The following is a 21001-nucleotide window of genomic DNA, read 5'->3' on the forward strand; positions in this document are numbered from 1 at the left end:
GGTAGAGGTTCGGCCGGTTGGCTACGGCAAGCGTAGCAAATTTGCGCGGCGGCCTGCGCCGCGCTGGCTGCCTCAGTCGATCGCGTGTTCCAGGAATTCAGTGGCGGGCATGGGTTTGCCCAGCAGGAAGCCCTGCAGCGAATCGCAGCCCAGGCCGGTCAGGAATTTCTGCTGCGCCGGCGTTTCCACGCCTTCGGCCACGATGCGCAGGTTCAACTGCTGCGCCAGCGCGACGATGGCCGACACGATGGCGGCGTCCTCGTTGTCGTTTTCCAGCTGGTTGACGAAACCGCGGTCGATCTTCAGTTCGGTGGCCGGCAAGCGCTTCAGGTAGAGCAGGCTGGAATAGCCGGTGCCGAAGTCGTCGATGGAAATCGTCACGCCCAGGTTCGACAGGCGCTTGAGCACCGCCAGGCTGGCCTCGGCGTCGCGCATGGCGGTGGATTCGGTCACTTCCAGGGTCAGGCAGGCCGGCGGAACGCCGTGGCGTTCCAGGGCCGAACGCACCGTTTCCACCAGGCTGGCGTGGGCGAACTGCAGGGCCGAAATATTGACGGCGACGGTCCAGTGGCCCTGGCCGGCGTTGATCCATTCCCGCATCTGGCGGCAGGCTTCGTTGATCACCCATTCGCCGATGGACAGGATCAGGCCGGTCTTTTCCGCCGTGGGGATGAACTGGTCCGGGCCCACCAGGCCGCGCGTCGGATGGTTCCAGCGCAGCAGGGCCTCGGCGCCGATGATGGGGCCGGCGGGCGCTTCGTACTTGGGTTGGTAATGCAGGACGAGCTGGTTGCGTTCCTGCGCCAGGCGCAGGTCGTGCAGCAATTCGATCTGCTCATGCGCGTCCGCGTTCATGGACGGTTCGAAGAAGCTGTAGCCGGTGCCGCCCAGGCGTTTGGCGTGGTACATCGCCGCATCGGCGTTGGTCAGCAGGGCATGCGTATCCTGGCCGTTGTTGGGATAGATGGCGATGCCCACGCTGGAGGTCACCATGACCTCATGCCCGTAGACCGTGACCGGCCGGGCGATGGCCTCGATCAGGCGGTCGGCCACGTTGGCCGCGTCCGTGGGCTCGACCACTTCGCTCAGCACAATGAACTCGTCCCCGCCCAGGCGCGCCACCGTGTCCTGGGTGCGCAGAGTCAGGCGGATGCGCTGCGCCAGGTCAATCAGCAATGCGTCGCCGGTGTGGTGTCCGTAGGCGTCATTGACCGCCTTGAAGCCGTCCAGGTCGAAGAACAGCACCGCGAAGTAACCCTTGCGCCGGGTGGCGCTTTCGATCGCCTGCTCCAGCCGGTCTTCCAGCAGGATGCGGTTGGGCAATTTGGTCAGCGTGTCGTGCAGCGCCAGCTGCACCAGTTCTTCATTGGCTTCCGCCAGCGAAGAGGCCAGGGCCGAGGTGCGCGCCTCCAGCCGGTTGTCCAGCACCGCGACCAGCAGGGCGATGGCCAGCACGCTCAGGGTCACCGCCGTGACGGCGATGGCCAGCCAGCCGGCCGAGATGCCGCTGTTGGCCGCCATGCAGATGCTGCCGGCGGGGAAGCCGGCAGCAGCCATGCCGGTGTAGTGCATGCCGACGATGGCGATGCCCATGATCACCGCCGCCAGCGGCCGCGACCAGGCCACGCGGGGACCGCCGTGGCGCAGGCGATAGGTGATCCACAGCGCCGCGCCTGAGGCGGCCACAGCAATCACGATGGATAGTGCGAACCACTTGGCGTCGTAGACGATGCCTGGTTCCATGAGCATGGCGGCCATGCCGAGGTAGTGCATGGCCGCGATGCCGGCTCCCATGAGCAGGGCGCCGATCAGGAGCCGCCGCCGCGGCAGCTCGTCCTTGCTCACGGTCCACAAGGCGAAGGCAGAGCAGCCGATGGCGATGACCAGCGACAGGACAGTCAGGGGCAAGTCGTAGCCCATGGCAATGGGCAGGCTGAAGGCCAGCATGCCGACGAAATGCATGGACCAGATGCCCACGCCCATCGCGAAAGCGCCGCCCGCCAACCAGTAGCGCGCGCTGGGCAACCCGTTCGAGGCCCTGACGCGGTTGGCCATGCCCAACGCCGTGTACGACGCCAGGATGGCGACTCCTAGGGATACGAGGACGAGCGAAGGGTTATACGTTCCGACGAGCATTTGTGGGGTCCTGTCCTTGGCGCATACTGCCGCCGCGCGGGCTTCATATCAAATCAATTGGTAGTCTATGGTTGCAAGTCGGTCGCAAGACAAAATCCGGCGGACGACGCTGGTGATGCACGTGCTCTCGTTGTGAGAAGGGGGGGCTGAGCAACGCCGGCGGACGGTGCTGCCGGGCGGATTGCCCGGTTTCGCGGCGAGCGACCGGCACGGCGCGGCTGGTGCCGGTCGGAAGCAATGGCGCGCGGGAATTTCTGGACGCGCGTCCATGGCTAAGGGATGGGTTATACCGAAAACGCGCCTCCAGAAGCTCACCAATCTTCACCTGCCGCCTTGGGCGCGCAGTCGGGGCGGTTTATACAGCCATGGCGGCGGTGAGGGGGGCGTGATGGGTGTAGCCCGACAGCGAGAAGTCGCCCGGTTCCACCTTCTCGAGCCATTCGGGTTCGTAGCGTCCGGTGACCGAGAAATCGGGAATGCGGTCCGACAAGACCAGCGTGGGCGCTTCGTAGGGTTCGCGCGTGAGCTGTTCGCGCAGCATCGGCAGGTGGTTCTCGTAGATGTGCGCGTCGCCGATAAAGTAGGTGAACCAGCGCGGCGTGTAGCCGGTCAGTCGCCCGACCAGATGCAGCAGGGCCGCGCCCTCGGTGAGGTTGAACGGCGTGCCCAGGCCGACATCGTTGGAGCGGATGTACAGGCACAGCGATATTTCGCGGGTGGTCGCGTTCGGCAGGAATTGATAGAGCAGGTGGCAGGGGGGCAGCGCCATTTCCTCGATCTGCGCCCAGTTCCAGCCATGGAACAGGATGCGGCGGTCGCCGGGACGCTCATGGATGGTGTCCAGGCACTGCCGCAACTGGTCCACCGCCTTGTAGAGCAGCACCTTCGGCACGCCGCCTTCCTCCAGCTCGGCCACCTGGGCGTAGCCGCGCGACAGCGCGTCGGCGATCTGCGCCGGGCGGCTGGCGTCCAGCATTTTGTAGGCCGGCCACTGGCGCCATTGCACCCCGTAGACCGGCCCCAGGTCGTCGGGGCCCTCGCGGTACGGATTCGCCAGCCACTGGCTGTTTTCGTTGGCGTTCTGGTCCCAGACCTTGCAGCCGAGCTCGCGGAATTCCGCCGCGCTGCGCGAGGCGCGCATGAAACCCACCATTTCGCCGATGGCGGACTTGAACGCCAGCTTCTTGGTGGTCACTGCGGGAAAGCCCTTTTGCAGGTCGAAGCGCAACGATGCGCCCGGCATGCTCAGGGTGCGTATGCCCGTGCGGTTTTCCTGCCACGCGCCGGTGTCCAGGATGGATTGAACGAGGTCCAGGTATTGTTTCATGGCGGTCCTTGCGCACGCTCGCCCGGCGGGTGACGCAGACAGCCGCCGCGAATGGGTCGCGGCGGCTCTTATAAGTTACGGATAGACGAATTACACCACGCGGGCGCGGTTCAGGCGGCGGCGGGCGCTTCCTGCGTGTCGACGATCTCGACCGAGAAGGTCAGCGCCGCGGTTTTTTCCAGCATGGCCGAGGCCGAGCAGTATTTCTCATGCGACAGCTGCACCGCGCGCTCTACCGCGGCGCGCGGCAGGTTGCGGCCGGTGACGGTGAAGGCGAAATGGATGCGGGTGAAGACCTTGGGGTCGGCATCGGCACGATCGGCCTGGAGCTTGACGCTGCAGCCGCTGACGGCGTGGCGTCCGCGCTTGAGGATCAGTACCACGTCGTAGGCGGTGCAGCCGCCGGTGCCGGCCAGCAGCATTTCCATGGGGCGGGGGGCGAGGTTGTGCCCGCCGCCGTCCACGGCGCCGTCCATGACGGCCACGTGGCCGCTGCCGGTGCTGGCGGTGAAGAGCATGCCGTTCGGGCCGCCCCAGTCGATCGTGCATTCCATTTGTCGTGTCCTTGAGCTTGAGCGCTGTCAATGGCTGATGATACCTGTTGCGTACAATTCCGGGCATGAGAGCCCCGCCCCGCATCAGGGGCGTGCGCGCCTGCCTTGCCGAGGAGTTGCCCATGTCCACCGCTCTGTCCCGCCCCAGCCCCGTTTCCTTCCTGCGCCGCATCAGCCCCGTGGATGCCTTGCTGGCCGAGGCTGACCGCGCGTTGCGGGTGCTGTCCGGCAGCGCCACGGCCGGCCGGCCCTATCCGGCCACCGCCGACGAGGCGCCGCAGGCCCTGTCGGCCCAGGAAAAGCGCCACGCGGCCGGGCTGATGCGCGTGAACCATGTGGGCGAGGTCTGCGCCCAGGCGCTGTACCGGGGACAGGCCTCGGTCTGCCGCGAACCGGCGCCCCGCGCGCTGCTGCTGAATGCCGCGTCCGAGGAAGTGGATCACCTGGCCTGGTGCAATCAGCGGCTGTCCGAACTGGGCAGCCGTCCCAGCCTGCTGAACCCGGTCTGGTACGCCGGCTCGTTCGCGCTGGGCGTGCTGGCCAGCTATGCCGGCGTGCCGCGCAACCTGGGTTTCATGGCGGAAACCGAAAAGCAGGTTGAAGCCCATCTGGAAGAACATCTGCGCACCTTGCCGGTGCAGGACGAGCGCTCGCGCCAGATCGTCCAGAAGATGAAAGAGGACGAGGCGCAGCATCGCGCCAGCGCGGAGGCGGCGGGCGGCGTGCCGCTGCCAGCCCCGGTGAAGGCCGCAATGCGCGCCATGTCCAAGGTCATGACGACTACAGCCTACTGGGTTTGAAGGGCTCGGAAGCTAAAATGTTGCAATGCGCAAAAATGGATGCAAGTTGGTGCCGAGCGCACCATTCAGGTGCAAAAACCAGAGCGGGATTACCCGGTGCTGGCTAGGGTAAGCCCCGGGCGGGTTTACCCATTCGGCAGAAACCCTGTTTTTGGAACGGGCATTGATTGGTGCGGGTTTCCAGGCAGGTGCATCAGGGTTTGCGGCAAAAATGCAACGCAAGAAATCTCTTGTGCGGCAGGTTAAAAAAATTCTTGCATCGCACAAAAAACCTCGGTACTATTCACTCATCGGATGTTGAAACGCAGTCGGCGCGGTGCAAAACCCCGAAAGCGTAGCGAGCGGAAAGTCAGCTCCCAACATGCCACGGTTGTCTCCTCCACCCTCCTCCTTTGGTGGATTTAGCCCGAGATCTTACGATCTCGGGCTTTTTTTTCGGCATTTTTGATGCGTCCCCATTTGAGCGGGGAAGAGCATGGGTCGTAGCCTTTTGGGGCGCTTCCGCCATAGGAGGGTCTTCGCGTTTTCCCTCGGATTTTTCGCGTGTGTACAGGCGGAAAGTTCTACAATCGCTTTATGAACCTCCTATTTCCACGCCTGCGCGGTTTCGCCTTGCAGGTCCAGTCAGATGGCGGGCCGGGCGCGACCCCGACGGCAAGGCGCAAGGCGTTACGTTCTGTGCCGGTGAATTGCACTTCCTTATTCCTCCCATATATGGGCGTTACACCTGCCCCCGATAATGGCGGGCCTGTCTCGATAGACCAACCAGAGGTGACTCGGTGACCTGGCTGTACATTTGCGTGGTCGCATTCATGGTGGGGGGACTCATCGTGGCGTCGGAGCGCTGGCATGGCGCCTTTACCGGCGACAGCGATCTCAACAAACCCCAAGCCAACCATTCCCGCGCCACGCCCCGCGTCGGCGGCCTGGCCGTGCTTGCGGGCACGCTGGCGGGCCTGCTGGTCCTCGGACCCAGCAACATGACGCTGACCTGGCTGTGGCCCGCGCTATTCGTCGCGGCGCTGCCTGTGTTCGTCGCCGGCCTGCTCGAAGACATCACCAAGGACATCGGCGCCAGCAAGCGCCTGCTGGCCGCCTTCCTGTCGGCCGCGATCGCCTGGTGGCTGCTGGGCGGGGTCAGCCGCGTCGGCATGGCGCCGGTGGATTACGTGCTGTCCTTCTGGCCGGTGTCGCTGCTGTTCACCATGTTCGCGGTGGGCGGCTGTACGCATGCGCTGAATATCGTCGACGGCATGAACGGGCTGGCTGGCATGGTGGCCACGTTGATGGCCATATCGATCAGCCTGGTGGCGCTGCAGGTGGGCGACGTGCCGATTTTCCTGGTGGCGGCGGCCCTGGCTTCGGCCACGCTGGGCTTCCTGGTCTGGAATTTCCCGTTCGGGCGCGTGTTCCTGGGCGACGGCGGCGCGTACTTCCTGGGCTTCATGCTGGCCGAGTTGGCGGTATTGCTGGTGGTGCGCAATCCCTCGGTATCGCCGTTCTATGCCCTGGCGGTGCTGTTCTACCCCGTCTTCGAAACCGGCTTCTCGATCTGGCGCCGCCGTTTCAAGCGTGGCGTGCCGGTGGATCAGCCGGATGCCCTGCACCTGCATCAGTTGGTGTTCCGCCGCCTGGTCCGGGTCACGTTCAGCCGGGGCCGGCGACATGCGGTGCCGGCTTTGTGCAATGCGCTGGCCTCGCCTTACATGTGGGTGCTGGCCCTGATCGGCCTGGTGCCCGCCACCATCTGGTGGGACAACGCCTGGGCGCTGTGCGCCAGCCTGGTGGTGTTCGCCGCCGTCTATATCTGGCTGTATTCGCGGCTGGTGTCCTGGCGTCGTCCGGGCTGGCTGCTGCTGCCCTCGGTTTTGCGGACTTCCGATTAGTTTTGGGCGCCCCGGCGGTTGCCGCCCGGGGGCTCAGTGATCTTTTTTTAATCACCCGACCATATTTGAAATGCCGTAATCGTTCTACGGTGAAGGGAGAGTTATGTTGCGAATTCAGGATGTGAAACTCGCTGTTGTAGGCTTGGGCTATGTCGGCCTGCCTCTGGCGGTGGAGTTCGGTAAGAAGCGTTCGGTCATCGGGTTCGATATCAATACGCGCCGCATCGATGCGCTCAAGGTGGGCCATGACCACACGCTGGAAGTCAGCGACGAAGAGCTGAAGGAAGCGACCCAACTCAGCTACACGGCCGACCGCGCGGTGCTGGGCCAGGCCAACGTGTTCATCGTGACCGTGCCGACCCCCATCGACGAATACAAGCAGCCGGACCTGACCCCGCTGGTCAAGGCCAGCGAGACCATCGGCGCCGTGCTCAAGCGCGGCGACATCGTCATCTACGAATCTACCGTCTATCCGGGCGCCACGGAAGAAGACTGCGTGCCGGTGCTGGAGCGCGTGTCGGGCCTGAAGTTCAACGTCGACTTCTACGCCGGCTACAGCCCCGAGCGCATCAACCCGGGCGACAAGGATCACCGCGTCAGCACGATCAAGAAGGTCACGTCCGGCTCCACGCCCGAAGTGGCCGAGCTGGTCGATCAACTGTACAAGCAGATCATCACCGCTGGTACCCACAAGGCGTCCAGCATCCGCGTGGCCGAGGCCGCCAAGGTGATCGAGAACACGCAGCGCGACGTGAACATTGCGCTGATCAATGAACTGGCCCTGATCTTCAACAAGATGGGCATCGACACCGAAGCCGTGCTGCAGGCGGCCGGCACCAAGTGGAACTTCCTGCCGTTCCGTCCGGGCCTGGTGGGCGGCCACTGCATCGGCGTGGACCCGTACTACCTGACCCACAAGGCGCAATCCATCGGCTACCACCCCGAGATCATCCTGGCGGGCCGTCGCCTGAACGACTCGATGGGCAGCTACGTGGTGTCGCAACTGGTCAAGGCCATGACCAAGCGCCGCATCCACGTGCAGGGCGCCCGCGTGCTGGTCATGGGCCTGGCATTCAAGGAAAACTGCCCCGACCTGCGCAATACGCGCATCGTGGATATCGTCAAGGAATTGGGCGACTACAACGTCGACGTCGACGTGTATGACCCCTGGGTCGACCCCGAAGAGGCCGTGCACGAATACGGCCTGACCCCGGTTGCCAAGCCCGACGAAGGCAAGTACGACGCCGTGATCCTGGGCGTGGCGCACAATCAGTTCAAGGCGATGGGCGCGGAAGGCATCCGTAAGTTGGGCAAGCCGCAGCACATCCTGTACGACCTGAAGTATGTGCTTTCGCCTTCCGAATCCGATCTGCGCCTGTAAGGACTACCCATGACCACACGCTTTGAGACCATCAAGAAGGAACTGTCGGCCACACCGCGCAAGTGGCTGGTGACCGGCTGCGCCGGCTTCATCGGTTCGAACCTGTTGGAAACGCTGCTGAAGCTGGGCCAGACCGTGACCGGCCTGGACAACTTCGCCACGGGTTTTCAGCACAACCTGGACGAAGTGCGTGATTCCGTCACGCCCGAGCAGTGGGCGCGGTTCACTTTCATCGAGGGCGATATCCGCGACCTGGAAGCCTGCCGTCGCGCGGTGCAGGGGGTGGAGTTCGTGCTGCACCAGGCCGCGCTGGGCTCGGTGCCGCGTTCGCTGAAGGATCCGATCACGACCAACGAGGTGAACATCGGCGGCTTCCTGAACATGCTGGTGGCGGCGCGCGACGAGGAAGTCAAATCCTTTGTCTACGCAGCCTCCAGCTCGACCTACGGCGACCATCCGGCGCTGCCCAAGGTCGAGGAAAACATCGGCAAGCCCCTCTCGCCCTACGCGGTTACCAAGTACGTCAACGAGCTCTACGCGGACGTGTTCGCGCGCTCGTATGGTTTCGAAACGGTGGGCCTGCGCTATTTCAACGTGTTCGGCAAGCGTCAGAACCCCAATGGCGCTTACGCGGCAGTGATCCCCAAGTGGACGGCTGCGATGATCCAGAACGAGGACGTCACCATCAACGGCGACGGCGAGACCAGCCGCGATTTCTGCTTCGTGGAAAACGCGGTGCAGGCCAATATCCTTGCGGCCATGGCCGCGCCGGACGGGCGCAATCAGGTCTACAACGTTGCGGTCAGCGGCCGCAGCACCTTGAACCAGCTCTTCGGTTTTTTGGTGCAGACGCTGGACACTCAGGGCGTGGCCTATGGCAAGAAGCCGGTCTACGCCGATTTCCGCGCGGGCGACGTGCGCCACTCGCAGGCGGACGTCAGCAAGGCGGGCCGGCTGCTGGGTTACGAGCCGACGCACACCGTGCTGCAAGGCCTGGAAGTGGCCATGCCCTGGTACACGCAATTCCTGCGTTGATTTGAAAGCACTCGTCAGAAAACTCGGCAGCATCCACCCGGACCACCAGCGCATCTTCAAGGGCGCCTTCCGGGTGGCGGTGTTCCTGCTGCTGGGCAAGGCCGCCGGCGCCATCAAGGAGATGGCGGTGGCGTACCGCTACGGCGTCAGCGACGCCGTGGACGCCTACCAGTTCACGATGACCATGGCCACCTGGCTGCCGGTCACCATCGTGGGCGTGTTGTCGGTGGTCCTGATTCCGGTGCTGGTGCGGCTGCGCCGCGCCGATGCCGCCGAAAGAAACCTGTTCATCGGCGAACTGCAGGGCTGGGTCGCCGCCGCGGGCATTGCGTTGGCGCTGTTGACCTGGTTCGCCTGGCCGCAAGTGCTGGGTGTGCTGGGGCAGGGCTTGTCGGCCCGCGTGGGCGACATGACCGGCCAATTGCTTGCAGCCTTCGCCCCGGTGTCGGCGCTGCTGCTCATCGCCGGCATCAGCGCCGCGCGCCTGCGGGCGCAGGAAAGGCACGTCAATACCTTGCTGGACAGCGTGCCCGCCGTGGCGACGCTGGCCTGGGTGATGCTGGCCGCCAGCGCCGACGGCGTCGGGCCGCTGCTGTGGGGCACGCTGGTGGGTTACGCCATCCAGACCGTCTGGCTGGCCTGGCTGGCGGCGCGCGCCGACGGCGGTTTCTGGGGCGCGCCCCGGCTCTCGCTGCAATCGCCGCACTGGCCCGAACTGCTGGGCGCCGCGGGCGTGATGCTGATCGGTCAGGTCGCCATGAGCTTCGTCGGTCCGTTGGACCAGTATGCTGCCGCCAACCTGGGCGCGAACGCCAACGCCACGCTGGGCTACGCCAGCCGGCTGCTGTCGCTGGTGCTGGGGATTGGCGCCGTGTCGGTCGGGCGCGCCGCCTTGCCCGTGTTGGCCGACGTGCAAGCGCGCGGCGACACCGCTCGCGCGCGCGGCATGGCCCTGAAATGGTCGGTGCTGATGGTGGCTGCAGGGGCTGTCGCCGTCGCCGTGGGGTGGGTGCTGGCGCCTTGGGGCGTGTCGGTGCTGTTCCAGCGCGGCGCCTTCACCGCCGAGAACACCCAGGCCGTGGCCCACGTGTTTCGCTGGGGGCTGCTGCAACTGCCGTTCTACTTCGGCGTGCTGATCCTGGTGCAATTGCTGGCCAGCCAGAACCGCTACCGCGTGATGGCCGCCATCGCCGTCGCCAATTTCGCCTTGAAGGCGGTGTTGAATACCGTGCTGGCGCCCAAGATGGGCGCAGCCGGCATCATGCTGGCGACCAGCCTCATGTATCTGTTGTCCTTTGCGTGCTATCTGGTGGTGGCGATGCGCAAGGCTGAACCCAAAGAGGCCGATTGAATGCCCGAGACCGATACCGGCCCGGCGCCGCGTGTCCTGCTGTTCATCCATTCCCTGCATGGCGGCGGCGCGGAACGCGTGGCCGCCGACCTGAGCGCGCATTGGGCGGACATGGGCCGCGAGGTGATGGTGGTGACGCAGGCAAGCGCCGAGGGTGACGTCTACACGCTGCATCCCAAGGTGCGGCGCGAGGTGCTGCATACGGCGGGCGAGGGCGGCGGCCTGCGCGGCATCTGGAGCAATGTGCAGCGGCTGCGCGCCTTGCGCCGCGTGGTCAAGTCGTTCCGTCCGGATATCGTGCTGGGCATGATGACGACCGCCTCGGTGCTGTCGGTCCTGGCCTGCGCGGGCCTGTCCTGCCAGGTGGTCGCGACCGAGCATACGCATCCTCCCTCGCAGACTTTGTCGGGCTTCTGGCAGCGCTTGCGCCGGTTGACGTATCCGCGCGCGGCCAGCGTGGTTGCATTGACCCGCGGCACTGCCGACTGGTTGGCGCAGCATGTGCCGGGCAGCAAGCTGGCCGTCATCCCCAACCCCGTGCACTTCCCATTGCCGCGCGCCGAGCCTGTCCTGCCGCCCGTGTCGGGCGACGGCCGCAAACGGCTGCTGGCGGTGGGCCGTCTGCACGCCGACAAGGGTTTCGACCTGCTGATCCAGGCCTACGCGCAACTGGCGGCATCGCATCCCGGCTGGGATCTGGTTATCCTGGGCGAGGGCGACGAAAGGCGCGCCCTCGAGACGCAGGTGCGCGAGGCCGGTCTGGAGTCGCGTGTCTTCATGCCGGGGCGCGCGGGCAACGTCGGCGATTGGTATGACAGCGCCGACCTGTACGTGCTGACTTCACGCTTCGAGGGGCTGTCCAATACCTTGCTCGAATCCATGGCGAGCGGGCTGGCCGCCGTATCGTTCGATTGCGACACGGGGCCGCGCGAGATCATACGCGAAGGCGTGGATGGCGTACTGGTACGCCCCAATGGCGACGTGGCCGCGCTGTGCCAGGCGCTGGACGCCGTCATGCGCAATGACGCGGACCGTCTGCGCATGGCGCAGGCGGCGACCGGCGTGCGCGACCGTTTTTCGGCTGCGCGCGTGCTGCAGAAATGGCAAGAACTTTTTGACGGCGTGCGCGAAACCGGCCGTTGAGGCTGCGCGCCGCGCCGTTGCTACAGTGATAACGAGAACTTCATCATGTGCGGAATAGTCGGGATTTGGGGCCCTGTCGGGAACAAGGCGCAGGTGTTGGCGGAAAGCTGCCGCCGCATCCGCCACCGCGGGCCGGACAGCAACGGATTCTGGGAAGATACCGAGGCCGAACTGGCGCTGGCGCACGTGCGCCTGGCGATCCTCGACCTGACCGAGGCCGGCCACCAGCCCATGACGTCGGCCTGCGGCCGCTATGTCATGGTGTTCAACGGTGAGATCTACAACCACCTGGACATCCGCAAGCAGCTCGAGCAATCGGCGCTGGCGCCGTCCTGGCGCGGCCATTCCGACACGGAAACGCTGCTGGCGGGCTTCACCGCCCTGGGCATCGAGGCTACCCTGCAGGCCGCGGTGGGCATGTTCGCCATCGCGCTATGGGACCGCGCCTCGCGCAAACTGATGCTGGCGCGCGACCGCATGGGCGAAAAGCCGCTGTACTACGGCTATTCGGGCGCGGAACTGGTGTTCGCATCGGAACTCAAGGGCTTGATGCCGATTCCGGGCTTTGGCCGCGAGTTGAACCGCAACGCCCTGGCGTCTTTCATGCGGCACAACTACATCCCGGCGCCGCAATCCATTTACCAGGGCATCGCCAAGCTGCCGCCGGGTACCTGGGTCGAATTCACGGCCGACGATACCCGCAGCCGGCGCATGCCAGAGCCGCGCGTGTACTGGTCGGCCCGCGAGGCCGCCGACACCTCGGCGCAATCGCTGCTGTCGTTCGAATCCGACGCGCAGGCCACCGATGCGCTGGAGGGCGTGCTGTCCAAGGCGGTCGGCGGCCAGATGCTGTCGGATGTGAGCCTGGGCGCTTTCCTGTCGGGCGGCGTCGACTCGTCCACCATCGTGGCGCTGATGCAGGCGCAGAGCTCGCAGCCCGTGCGCACCTTCGCCATCGGTTTCCACGAGAAAGGCTACGACGAGGCGCAGCACGCCAAGGCCGTGGCCACGCACCTGGGCACCGACCATACCGAGCTGTACGTGACGGCGGAAGATGCGCTGGCCGTGGTGCCGTCGCTGGCCGACATGTACGATGAACCGTTCGCGGATTCGTCGCAGATCCCGACTTCGCTGGTGACGCGCATGGCGCGCCAGCACGTCACGGTAGCCTTGTCCGGCGACGGCGGCGACGAACTTTTCGGTGGCTATTCGCGCTATTTCCGCGTGAACAACTGGTGGCAGCAATGCGAGCGCGTTCCTGCCTTGCTGCGCAAGCCCGCCGGCGCGCTGCTCAGCGCATCCACGCATCTGCCGGGGCGCGGCGCCTGGCGCGGCAAGGTCGGCAAGCTGGGAGAGCTGCTGCGCGCCGACACGCGCGGCGAGTTCTACCGCCATTTCGTGTCGTATTGGGCTGAGCCGTCCAGCGTGGTGAAGGGCGGGGTGGAGCCGGTGTCCGAATTCGCCCGGGCGATGCAAGGCTCCACCTTCGAAGCCATGATGAAGCTGGACACGGTGACCTACCTGCCGGACGACATCCTGGTCAAGGTGGACCGCGCCGCCATGGCCGTCAGCCTGGAAACCCGCGTGCCGCTGATCGACCACCGCGTGTATGAATTTGCCTGGAGCCTGCCGCACCAATACAAGGTGCGCGGCAACACCGGCAAGTGGCTGCTGCGCCAGGTGCTGCACCGGCATGTGCCGCAGGCGCTGGTGGACCGTCCCAAGCGCGGTTTCGCCGTGCCACTGGCCGCTTGGCTGCGCGGCCCGCTGCGCGAGTGGGCCGATGCCTTGCTGGACCCGGCGCGCCTGCGTCAGGAAGGCTGGTTCGAACCCGAGCCCATCCTGCGCAAGTGGCGCGAGCACACCTCCGGCCATCGGAACTGGGACAGCCATCTGTGGGGTGTACTGATGATGCAGGCCTGGCTTGACCGCTATCGCGGCGCCAAGGAGCAGGGAGGAACGGTTGGGAGTCTTTGACGCATGAAAATCTTGATGCTGGTCAGTTCCATGCATGCGGGCGGTGCCGAACGGGTCGCCGCCACGCTGGTCAACGCATGGGCCGAACGCGGGGATTCCGTCATCCTGACGCCGACCTACTCGTCCAAGGGAACTTGCTTCTATCCGCTGTCGGACAAGGTCGAACTGGCCTGGCTGGCGGATCTGGCGGGTACGCGCGTGTCGGGCGCCATGGCCGCGTTCAAGCGTCTGTTGACGCTGCGCCGGCACATCCGCGAGTCCAAGCCGGACGTGGTGGTGTCCTTTCTGACCAACGTCAACGTGGCCGCCATCCTCGCCACCCGCGGGCTGGGCGTGCCGCTCATCGTCTGCGAGCGCACCAACCCGGTGGCCGAGACCACGACGGGAACGGTGTGGCGCAAGCTGCGCCGCGTTCTGTATCCCCGCGCCGACATGGTTACGGTGCAGGCGGAGGATACCGCCGGCCCGTTCGCCCGCCAGGTGCGCGGCATCAAGCGTCTGGCCGTCATTCCCAATCCCTTGCCGGCGCCCCTGCTGGATGCGCCGATGGTGCCGCAGCGTGAAGATGACGCGCCCCGCGAGCTGCTGGCGATGGGACGCCTGGTCACCGACAAGCAATTCGACCTGCTGATCGACGTGTTCGCGCAGCTGGCGCCTGATTTTCCTGGCTGGAACCTGCGCATCTGGGGCGAAGGCCCCGAACGCGGCGCGCTGGAGCAGCAGGTCGCGCGCCTGGGTCTGCAGTCCCGCGTCAGCCTGCCTGGCCGGACCGAGGCGCCCTGGGATGCGCTCGCGCGCGGGCAGGCTTTCGTGCTGAGTTCCCTGGTGGAGGGCTTCCCCAATGTGTTGTTGGAAGCCATGTCGCTGGGGCTGCCCTGCGTGGCATTCGATTGCCCTAGCGGGCCGCGCGAAATGACGCGCAACGGCGAGGATGCCTTGCTGGTACCCGCCGGCAATCGCGATGCCCTGCGCGAGGCCCTGCGCCGCCTGCTGGGGGACCTCTCCTTGCGCCAACAACTGGGCATGCGTGGCGCTTTCGCGGTGCGGCAGCGCTACGCGTTGGACAGCGTGCTGACGGAGTGGGACGAATTGTTCGATGCCGTGCGGGAGGGGCGATGAACGCGCGGCGGCTGCGTGTCCTGCACATCATCACCGGCCTGGGGCAGGGAGGCGCGGAGTCCGTGCTGTTTCGCCTGGCCACCTATCCCGAGGCGGACGTGGAGCACGTCGTCGTGTCGCTCACCGACGAGGGTATCTATGGCGAACGCCTGCGCGCTGCGGGCATCGCCGTGCATACGCTGGGCATGAAGCGCGGGCGCGTCAGCCTGGGCGGCTTCCTGGCGTTGCGCGCGCTCATCGCCGCAACGCGTCCCGACGCGGTGCAGACCTGGATGTACCACGCCGACCTGATCGGCGGCCTGGCGGCGCGCCTGGCTGGCGTGCGCGCCATCGCCTGGGGCATCCGCAATTCCGGCGAACACCTGGAGCGCAGCAGCCGTTCGGCGCGCATGGTGCTGCGGGCATGCGCGTTGTTGTCGGGCCGCATACCGAAGGCTATTGTGTGCGCCGCCCAGAAGTCGGCGCAGCGCCATGCCGACAAGGGCTATGCGCGCGAGCGCATGGTGGTGATCGCCAATGGCTATGATCTGTCGCGTTATGCGCCCGACGGCGAGGCCCGGGTGCGCATGCGCGCGCAATGGGGCTTGCCGCAGGACGTGCCGGCCATCGGTTGCGTGGCCCGTTGGGATCCGCTCAAGGATCATGCCAACCTGCTGCGCGCTGTCGCGGCCTTGGTGCGCGACGGCCGCGATGCCGGACTGCGTTGCGTGCTGATAGGCCGCGGCATGGATCCGGCAAATGCCGAGCTGGCCGCCTTGATAGACCGGCTGGGCTTGCGCGACCGGCTGGTGCTGGCGGGGCCTAGCGACGACGTGCCTGCCGCGATGAATGGACTGGACCTGCATGTGCTGTCCAGCTGCGCCGAGGGCTTCCCCAACGTAGTGGCCGAGGCCATGGCTTGCGGCGTCTACTGCGTCGTGACGGATGTGGGCGACGCCGCCTACATCGTCGGCGATGCGGGCGTGGTGGTGCCGCCGGAGCAGTCCGAGGCGCTGGCTCGCGGCATCGAAACGGCCCTGCGCGAGGTGGCCTCGCGTGGCCGAGAGCGCGCGGGCGAGGCGGGCCGTGCCCGCGTGCTGGAGAATTTCGACCTTGCGCGCATGGTGCAAAGCTACATCGCGGTGTGGCGCCGCATTTCAGGAGCACAAGCATGAGCGCCGCGCGCCGCCTGCTGTTTGTCGTCAACAATCCGGCTTTCTTCATGTCGCACCGCGTACCGGTGGCGCTGGCCGCGCAACAGGCGGGCTATGAGGTGCACGTCGCCACGATGGACGGCCCCGCAGTGGCTGATATCGAGGCGCTGGGCATGACGCACCACGCGATTCCGATGACGCGTAGCGGCAAGCATCCCTTGCAGGAGCTGGGCACGCTGCTGGCCTTGATCCGCTTGTTCCGGCGCCTGCGGCCTCGGATCGTGCATCTGGTCACGATCAAGCCCGTGCTCTACGGTGGCATCGCCGCGCGCTTGACGCGCGTGCCGGGCATGGTCGCGGCGATCTCCGGCCTGGGCTTCGTGTTCCTGTCCAATTCGCTGAAGATGAAGCTGGTGCGAGCCGTGGTGGCGCGTCTGTACCGGTTGGCGCTGGGCCATCCCAACAGCCGCGTGATCTTCCAGAACGCCAGCGACCGCGACCTGCTCAAGTCGCTGGGCGCCGTGCGCGACGCCCAGGTCGTCATGATCCGTGGCGCGGGCGTGGACCTGAACGAATACAGTGCCCAGCCCGAACCGCCGGCGCCGCCGGTCGTGGTCACCATGGTGGCGCGGCTGCTGCGCGACAAGGGCGTGCAGGAATTCGTGCAGGCGGCAAGGCTGCTGCGCGAGCGCGGCTTGCCCGTCACGATGCAGTTGGTCGGCGGCGTGGATGCCGGCAATCCCGCTTCGGCGACGCCGGACGATGTGGACGCCTGGCAGCGCGAAGGCTGCGTGCGCGCGCTGGGCGAGCGTTCCGACGTGGCCGCGCTGTACGCCGCTTCACATATCGCCGTGCTGCCTTCCTATCGGGAAGGTCTGCCCAAATCGCTGATCGAGGCCGCCGCTTGCGCGCGGGCGGTCGTGACCACCGACGTTCCGGGCTGCCGCGATGCGATCGAACCCGGCGAGACCGGGCTGCTGGTGCCGGTGCGCGATGCGCAGGCGCTGGCGGACGCCATTGCCCGTCTGGCCGAGGACCCCGCTTTGCGCCAGTCCATGGGCGCCGCGGGTAGGACGCTGGCCGAGCGCGAGTTCAACATCGAGCGCGTGGCGCGCATTCAAGTGGAAATCTACGACGCGCTTGGCACCTGAGCGGAAGTGCCGGCGCTGGCCGGTCCTCAGGGACGGCGCGTGATTGCGTCGATCCAATAGCGGGTGGAAGGATCTTGCTGGCTGGCTTGCTGCGAATTCAGCTCGTGCATGATGCCTTTGGCCAACGCCTTGCCGAATTCCACGCCCCATTGGTCGAAGGGATTGATGCCCCACACCACGCCCTGGGTGAACACCTTGTGCTCGTACAGCGCCAGCAGCGCGCCCAGCGTGTAGGCCTCCAGGTGCGGCAGGACGATGAGCGAGGACGGCCGTCCGCCCGGGTGGACGCGGTGCTGTGCCAGCAGTCGCGCGCGGTCCGGATCGCTTTCAATGGCGGAGGTTTCGGCCAGCGCTTCCTCGAAGGACTTGCCGCGCAGCAGCGCGGAACGTTGCGCCAGGCAGTTGGCGATCAGCAGCTCATGGTGCCGCGCGTAGGCGTGGTCGGGCTTTTCGCACAGGATGAAGTCGACGGGAGCGCCCCGGGTGTCCTGGTGCAGCCATTGGAAGAAGGTGTGCTGGCAGTCGGTGCCGGACATGCCCCAGACCGCCGGGCCGGTGGGCACGCCTGCCGGGCTGCCGTCAGCGGTGGCGACCTTGCCGAGCGATTCCATTTCCAGCTGTTGGGCCCAAGGCACGATGTGATAGAGCCGCGAATCGTAGGGCGCGATCACCAGGGAGTCGTAGCCCAGCACGCTGCGGTTCACGACGCCCGCCAGCGCCAGCTGGACGGGCGCGTTTTCCTCGATGGGCGCGGTGCGGAAGTGCTCGTCCATGGCGGCGGCGCCCGCCAGCAACTGGTCGAACGCGTCGGTGCCCAGCGCCAGCGCGACCGGCAGGCTGATCGCGGACCAGAGCGAATAGCGTCCACCCACCCAGTCCCAGATCTGGAAGATGTGGTCGGGCAGGATGCCCAGATTCAGGGCCGCCTCGACGTTGGCGGTGACCGCCACGACCTGCTTGATCGGATCGGCCACGCCGGCGTCGCGCAGCCAATTCATGGCGACTTCGGCGTTGGCCAGCGGCTCGGTCGTGGTGAATGACTTGGAGGCGACGATGACTAGGGTATCGTGCGGGTCCAGCCGGCTCATCGCGTCCGCAACCGAATGCGAATCCACGTTGGACGCGAAACGCACTTCGCGCCGCGCGCCGCCGTGGCGCAGGGCGCGCGTGACCAGCCGCGGCCCCCAGTCGCTGCCGCCTATGCCCAGGTGCAGCACATTGCCATAGCGTCCGCCCGCGTCGGCCTGGCGCACGAATTCTCGCATGCGCTCGCGCTCGGCCAGCACGGCCTTGGCCACCCTGGCGGGCGGTTGAGGCGCGCGCAGGGCCGTGTGCCAGGCGGGGCGTTGTTCGGTCCAGTTGGCGTTGCCGCCGTCGAACAGGCAGGCCCGGGCCGCGTCGAAGCCTTGTTGCGCGAGCAGTGCGGCCTCGGCTTTTTGCAGGTCTGGAGAATACGCCTGCGCACTCAGGTCCAGGCGCAGCCCGGGCGCACTGATGAGGCGCAATTGCTCGCCGCGGCACGGCGCGGCGCGCGTGGCCGTGATGAACTGTTGCCAGGCAGGGCTGTTCGATAAGGACATGGGCAATCTAAAAAGGCAGATCGGCTTGGGGCGCGAGCTTGCTCAGCTCGCGGCGGAAGTCGGCTTGTATGCGTTGCAGCGCCGCCGGCGTCTGCGCCTCGAAGCGCAGCACCACGACGGGAGTGGTGTTCGAGGGGCGGGCCAGGCCGAAGCCGTCCGGATACTCCGCGCGCACGCCATCGATCGTGATCACACGGTCCGCGCCGGGGAACTGCCCCTGGTCCTGCAGGGCCTGGACCAGGGTGAAAGGCTGGCCTTCTTCCATTTCCAGCTTCAGTTCGGGCGTGGAAACGTCTTGCGGCAGGGCTTCCAGCACCGCGCAGGGGTCGGCGTAGCGCGACACGATCTCCAGCAGGCGGGCGCCCGTGTAGAGGCCGTCGTCGAAGCCGTACCAGCGCTCCTTGAAGAAGATGTGGCCGCTCATCTCGCCGGCCAGCGGAGCGCCGGTCTCGGCCAGCTTGGCCTTCACCAGCGAATGGCCGGTCTTCCACATCAGCGGCACGCCGCCGGCGGCCTCGACCGACAGGCCGACATGCCGGCTGCATTTCACGTCATAGATGATGGTCGCGCCCGGGTTGCGGTCCAGCACATCGCGGGCGAACAGCACCAGTTGACGGTCCGGCCAGACGATCTGGCCCGATTTGGTCACCACGCCCAGGCGGTCGCCGTCGCCGTCGAATGCCAGGCCCAGCTCGCAGTCGGTCTCGGCCACGCACTTGATCAGGTCCTGCAGATTCTTGGGCTCGGCGGGATCGGGATGATGATTGGGGAAGGTGCCGTCCACTTCGCAGAACAGTTCGGTGACTTCGCAGCCCAGGGCGCGGAACAGCGCCGGGGCGACTGCGCCAGCCACGCCGTTGCCGCAATCGATGGCGATCTTCATGGGACGCGCCAGCTTGACGCCCGATGCCACGCGCGCGATGTAGGCGGCCACCAGGTCCAGCTGGCGGCGCACGCCGGGCCGCGCCGCCGGGGCGCTGGCGGCGCCGTTCATGCTGGCGGCCAGGGTCTGCACGTCCTCGCCGTAGAGCGCGCGGCCGCCCATCATCATCTTGAAGCCGTTGTACTTGGGCGGGTTGTGGCTGCCGGTGATGGCGACACCCGAGCCGGTCTGCATGACGTTGGCGGCGAAGTAGACCAGGGGGGTGGGCACCATGCCGATGTCCAGGGTGTCCACGCCGCCTTCCAGCATGCCTTCCTGCAGCGCCACCGACAGCATTTCGCTGCTCAGGCGGCCATCGCGGCCGACGACCAGGGTCTGCACGCCTTGTTCGCGCGCGCGGGCGGCCAGCGCCGCGCCCAGGGCGCGGGCGAAGCGGGCGTCGATCAGGTCGGGCACGGTGCCGCGGATGTCATAGGCCTTGAAGACCGATCCCGGAAATTGCGTGTTGTTGCCCACGGCGGTTCCTTGATGAGGGGTTGCAGTTCGGGTTCTGGCGCGGATTCTGGCAAACCCGTGTATCAAAACGCGCCTGGCTAGGGAATAAAGCGGAATTATCCCCCATTGGCGCTCCCCCTTCATCCGGCAGACGGCGTAGGGCGTTTTCCGTCCTTGCGCTACGGCAGGGCGTCCGCCCTGATCTGGTGCGTGCGCAGGCGTCGGCGCCTTGTTCCGGTGCGGCGCGAGGGCAATTTCCGGGGTTGGCCCGGGGAGCGGCGCGTGGCATAAAACTTGCTCATCCTCCGAAGGTGATACGCTTGCTATGCAAGCAGAAAGACCGGGGAGGGGCCATGGGCGCCAAAGTTTCTACTGTCATGTCATCCAGGGGCGCCTCAAGCCGGCGGGGTCCGCCCACGGATCACGCCGGACCGGCCGCGGGCCGCGAGCGCCGGCTCGACATCCACGTGTACGTTTCCGAAGCGGGCGGTCTGGCCACGGGCCGGGCCTGGGAGCGCTGCGTCTGGCGCGACGCCCGCGTCCTGATCGCCGAATCCCCGGCGCCGCACCTTGCTGTTTCCGTGGAAAGCGCCTTGCGCACCGTCGCCGCCGACGTGGCGCGGGACCGTGGCTGGCAAGGCATGGGTACCGTCGCCTTCGCGCTGGACGACCGCAGCGGCGTGTTCCGCGTGATCGACGCGCAGGCGCAGGCCCATTCCGGCGCGGCCGTGCATGACTGCGAGCCGGTCGCCGCCCATGCGCTGGAAGTGCGTATCGACGGCTGCGTGGACCGCCGCCTGCCGTGCACGCGGCTGCTGGTGTGCGGCGAGACCCGGGGCGAGGTCCTGCGCCGCGCCTATCGCGCCTTGTCGGAAATGCCCGGCCCCGCGGGCGTGGATCGGGCTTTTCTCATGAACCGCATCGCCTCCCGGGCCTATTGCTCAGGCCTGACTGGGGCGCGGCTGGACCAGGCGGTCGGCTGAACTGTTTTTTCCGGCGGACAGCGCGAGTCCGCCGGGCCGCGCCCGGGGCATTTCAGCCCCTACAATA

At 66.6% G+C, this 21001-nt stretch carries 16 protein-coding genes; 11 read left to right on the top strand and 5 right to left on the bottom strand.

Going from position 1 to position 21001, the window contains the following annotated elements:
- Positions 1-72 precede the first annotated feature (72 nt).
- From IPU70_RS27770 to IPU70_RS27780, 3 genes are all read right to left on the bottom strand, one after another.
- Positions 73-2136 (bottom strand): bifunctional diguanylate cyclase/phosphodiesterase, encoded by a 2064-nt coding sequence (locus IPU70_RS27770; RefSeq protein ID WP_207472476.1) that lies wholly within the window; start codon positions 2134-2136, stop codon positions 73-75.
- Between the two features lie 355 nt (positions 2137-2491).
- The gene (locus IPU70_RS27775; RefSeq protein WP_207472477.1) at positions 2492-3463 is read right to left on the bottom strand and encodes a thymidylate synthase; all 972 of its coding nucleotides are present in this window, start codon (positions 3461-3463) and stop codon (positions 2492-2494) included.
- A 110-nt stretch (positions 3464-3573) separates the two neighbouring features.
- Positions 3574-4017: an OsmC family protein gene (locus IPU70_RS27780; RefSeq protein ID WP_013396217.1), complete on the bottom strand. Its 444-nt coding sequence runs from the start codon at positions 4015-4017 to the stop codon at positions 3574-3576.
- Positions 4018-4139: 122 nt separating this feature from the next.
- Between IPU70_RS27780 and coq7 the strand changes: the two genes are divergently transcribed.
- The 10 genes from coq7 to IPU70_RS27830 all read left to right on the top strand — a co-directional run bounded on the left by coq7 (position 4140) and on the right by IPU70_RS27830 (position 16993).
- Complete coding sequence (gene coq7 / locus IPU70_RS27785; RefSeq protein ID WP_207472478.1) at positions 4140-4817, top strand: 2-polyprenyl-3-methyl-6-methoxy-1,4-benzoquinone monooxygenase; 678 nt, start codon at positions 4140-4142, stop codon at positions 4815-4817.
- A gap of 779 nt (positions 4818-5596) precedes the next feature.
- The gene (locus IPU70_RS27790; RefSeq protein WP_207472479.1) at positions 5597-6703 is read left to right on the top strand and encodes a glycosyltransferase; all 1107 of its coding nucleotides are present in this window, start codon (positions 5597-5599) and stop codon (positions 6701-6703) included.
- Between the two features lie 103 nt (positions 6704-6806).
- The gene (gene tviB, locus IPU70_RS27795) at positions 6807-8084 is read left to right on the top strand and encodes a Vi polysaccharide biosynthesis UDP-N-acetylglucosamine C-6 dehydrogenase TviB (protein ID WP_207472480.1); all 1278 of its coding nucleotides are present in this window, start codon (positions 6807-6809) and stop codon (positions 8082-8084) included.
- A 9-nt stretch (positions 8085-8093) separates the two neighbouring features.
- The gene (locus IPU70_RS27800; protein WP_207472481.1) at positions 8094-9119 is read left to right on the top strand and encodes an SDR family oxidoreductase; all 1026 of its coding nucleotides are present in this window, start codon (positions 8094-8096) and stop codon (positions 9117-9119) included.
- 1 nt (position 9120) lies between these two features.
- Positions 9121-10470, top strand: a complete 1350-nt coding sequence (gene murJ / locus IPU70_RS27805) for a murein biosynthesis integral membrane protein MurJ (protein ID WP_207472482.1) — start codon at positions 9121-9123, stop codon at positions 10468-10470.
- On the top strand, positions 10471-11613 hold the full coding sequence (locus IPU70_RS27810; protein WP_207472483.1) for a glycosyltransferase family 4 protein: 1143 nt from the start codon (positions 10471-10473) through the stop codon (positions 11611-11613).
- A 45-nt stretch (positions 11614-11658) separates the two neighbouring features.
- Complete coding sequence (gene asnB, locus IPU70_RS27815; RefSeq protein WP_207472484.1) at positions 11659-13590, top strand: asparagine synthase (glutamine-hydrolyzing); 1932 nt, start codon at positions 11659-11661, stop codon at positions 13588-13590.
- A 3-nt stretch (positions 13591-13593) separates the two neighbouring features.
- Positions 13594-14709, top strand: coding sequence for a glycosyltransferase family 4 protein (locus IPU70_RS27820; protein ID WP_207472485.1), 1116 nt, complete (start codon positions 13594-13596; stop codon positions 14707-14709).
- Positions 14706-15863, top strand: a complete 1158-nt coding sequence (locus tag IPU70_RS27825; protein WP_207472486.1) for a glycosyltransferase — start codon at positions 14706-14708, stop codon at positions 15861-15863. The genes IPU70_RS27820 and IPU70_RS27825 overlap by 4 nt, the downstream gene beginning before the upstream one ends.
- Positions 15860-16993, top strand: a complete 1134-nt coding sequence (locus IPU70_RS27830; RefSeq protein WP_207472487.1) for a glycosyltransferase family 4 protein — start codon at positions 15860-15862, stop codon at positions 16991-16993. The genes IPU70_RS27825 and IPU70_RS27830 overlap by 4 nt, the downstream gene beginning before the upstream one ends.
- 26 nt (positions 16994-17019) lie before the next feature.
- Here the strand turns inward: IPU70_RS27830 and pgi are convergent, their stop codons facing one another.
- Together pgi and IPU70_RS27840 are read right to left on the bottom strand one after the other, a co-directional pair.
- Positions 17020-18573, bottom strand: a complete 1554-nt coding sequence (gene pgi / locus IPU70_RS27835) for a glucose-6-phosphate isomerase (RefSeq protein WP_207472488.1) — start codon at positions 18571-18573, stop codon at positions 17020-17022.
- Between the two features lie 7 nt (positions 18574-18580).
- A complete protein-coding gene (locus IPU70_RS27840) occupies positions 18581-19972 on the bottom strand; it encodes a phosphomannomutase/phosphoglucomutase (protein ID WP_207472489.1) in 1392 nt (463 codons plus the stop codon).
- A 332-nt stretch (positions 19973-20304) separates the two neighbouring features.
- Here IPU70_RS27840 and IPU70_RS27845 point away from each other — a divergent pair, with 332 nt between their 5' ends.
- Positions 20305-20934, top strand: coding sequence for a BPTD_3102 family carboxylase-like protein (locus IPU70_RS27845; RefSeq protein WP_207472490.1), 630 nt, complete (start codon positions 20305-20307; stop codon positions 20932-20934).
- The last annotated feature ends 67 nt before the right edge of the window (positions 20935-21001 follow it).

Source organism: Achromobacter sp. SD115 (genome assembly GCF_017355315.1).
Classification (GTDB): Bacteria; Pseudomonadota; Gammaproteobacteria; order Burkholderiales; family Burkholderiaceae_B; genus Achromobacter; species Achromobacter xylosoxidans_B.

Bases quoted from the DNA above. Each gene is read 5' to 3' on its own strand.
- IPU70_RS27770 (WP_207472476.1), bottom strand. From the start codon at position 2,136: ATGCTCGTCGGAACGTATAACCCTTCGCTCGTCCTCGTATCCCTAGGA.
- IPU70_RS27775 (WP_207472477.1), bottom strand. From the start codon at position 3,463: ATGAAACAATACCTGGACCTCGTTCAATCCATCCTGGACACCGGCGCG.
- IPU70_RS27780 (WP_013396217.1), bottom strand. From the start codon at position 4,017: ATGGAATGCACGATCGACTGGGGCGGCCCGAACGGCATGCTCTTCACC.
- coq7 (WP_207472478.1), top strand. From the start codon at position 4,140: ATGTCCACCGCTCTGTCCCGCCCCAGCCCCGTTTCCTTCCTGCGCCGC.
- tviB (WP_207472480.1), top strand. From the start codon at position 6,807: ATGTTGCGAATTCAGGATGTGAAACTCGCTGTTGTAGGCTTGGGCTAT.
- IPU70_RS27800 (WP_207472481.1), top strand. From the start codon at position 8,094: ATGACCACACGCTTTGAGACCATCAAGAAGGAACTGTCGGCCACACCG.
- IPU70_RS27810 (WP_207472483.1), top strand. From the start codon at position 10,471: ATGCCCGAGACCGATACCGGCCCGGCGCCGCGTGTCCTGCTGTTCATC.
- asnB (WP_207472484.1), top strand. From the start codon at position 11,659: ATGTGCGGAATAGTCGGGATTTGGGGCCCTGTCGGGAACAAGGCGCAG.
- IPU70_RS27820 (WP_207472485.1), top strand. From the start codon at position 13,594: ATGAAAATCTTGATGCTGGTCAGTTCCATGCATGCGGGCGGTGCCGAA.
- IPU70_RS27825 (WP_207472486.1), top strand. From the start codon at position 14,706: ATGAACGCGCGGCGGCTGCGTGTCCTGCACATCATCACCGGCCTGGGG.
- IPU70_RS27830 (WP_207472487.1), top strand. From the start codon at position 15,860: ATGAGCGCCGCGCGCCGCCTGCTGTTTGTCGTCAACAATCCGGCTTTC.
- pgi (WP_207472488.1), bottom strand. From the start codon at position 18,573: ATGTCCTTATCGAACAGCCCTGCCTGGCAACAGTTCATCACGGCCACG.
- IPU70_RS27845 (WP_207472490.1), top strand. From the start codon at position 20,305: ATGGGCGCCAAAGTTTCTACTGTCATGTCATCCAGGGGCGCCTCAAGC.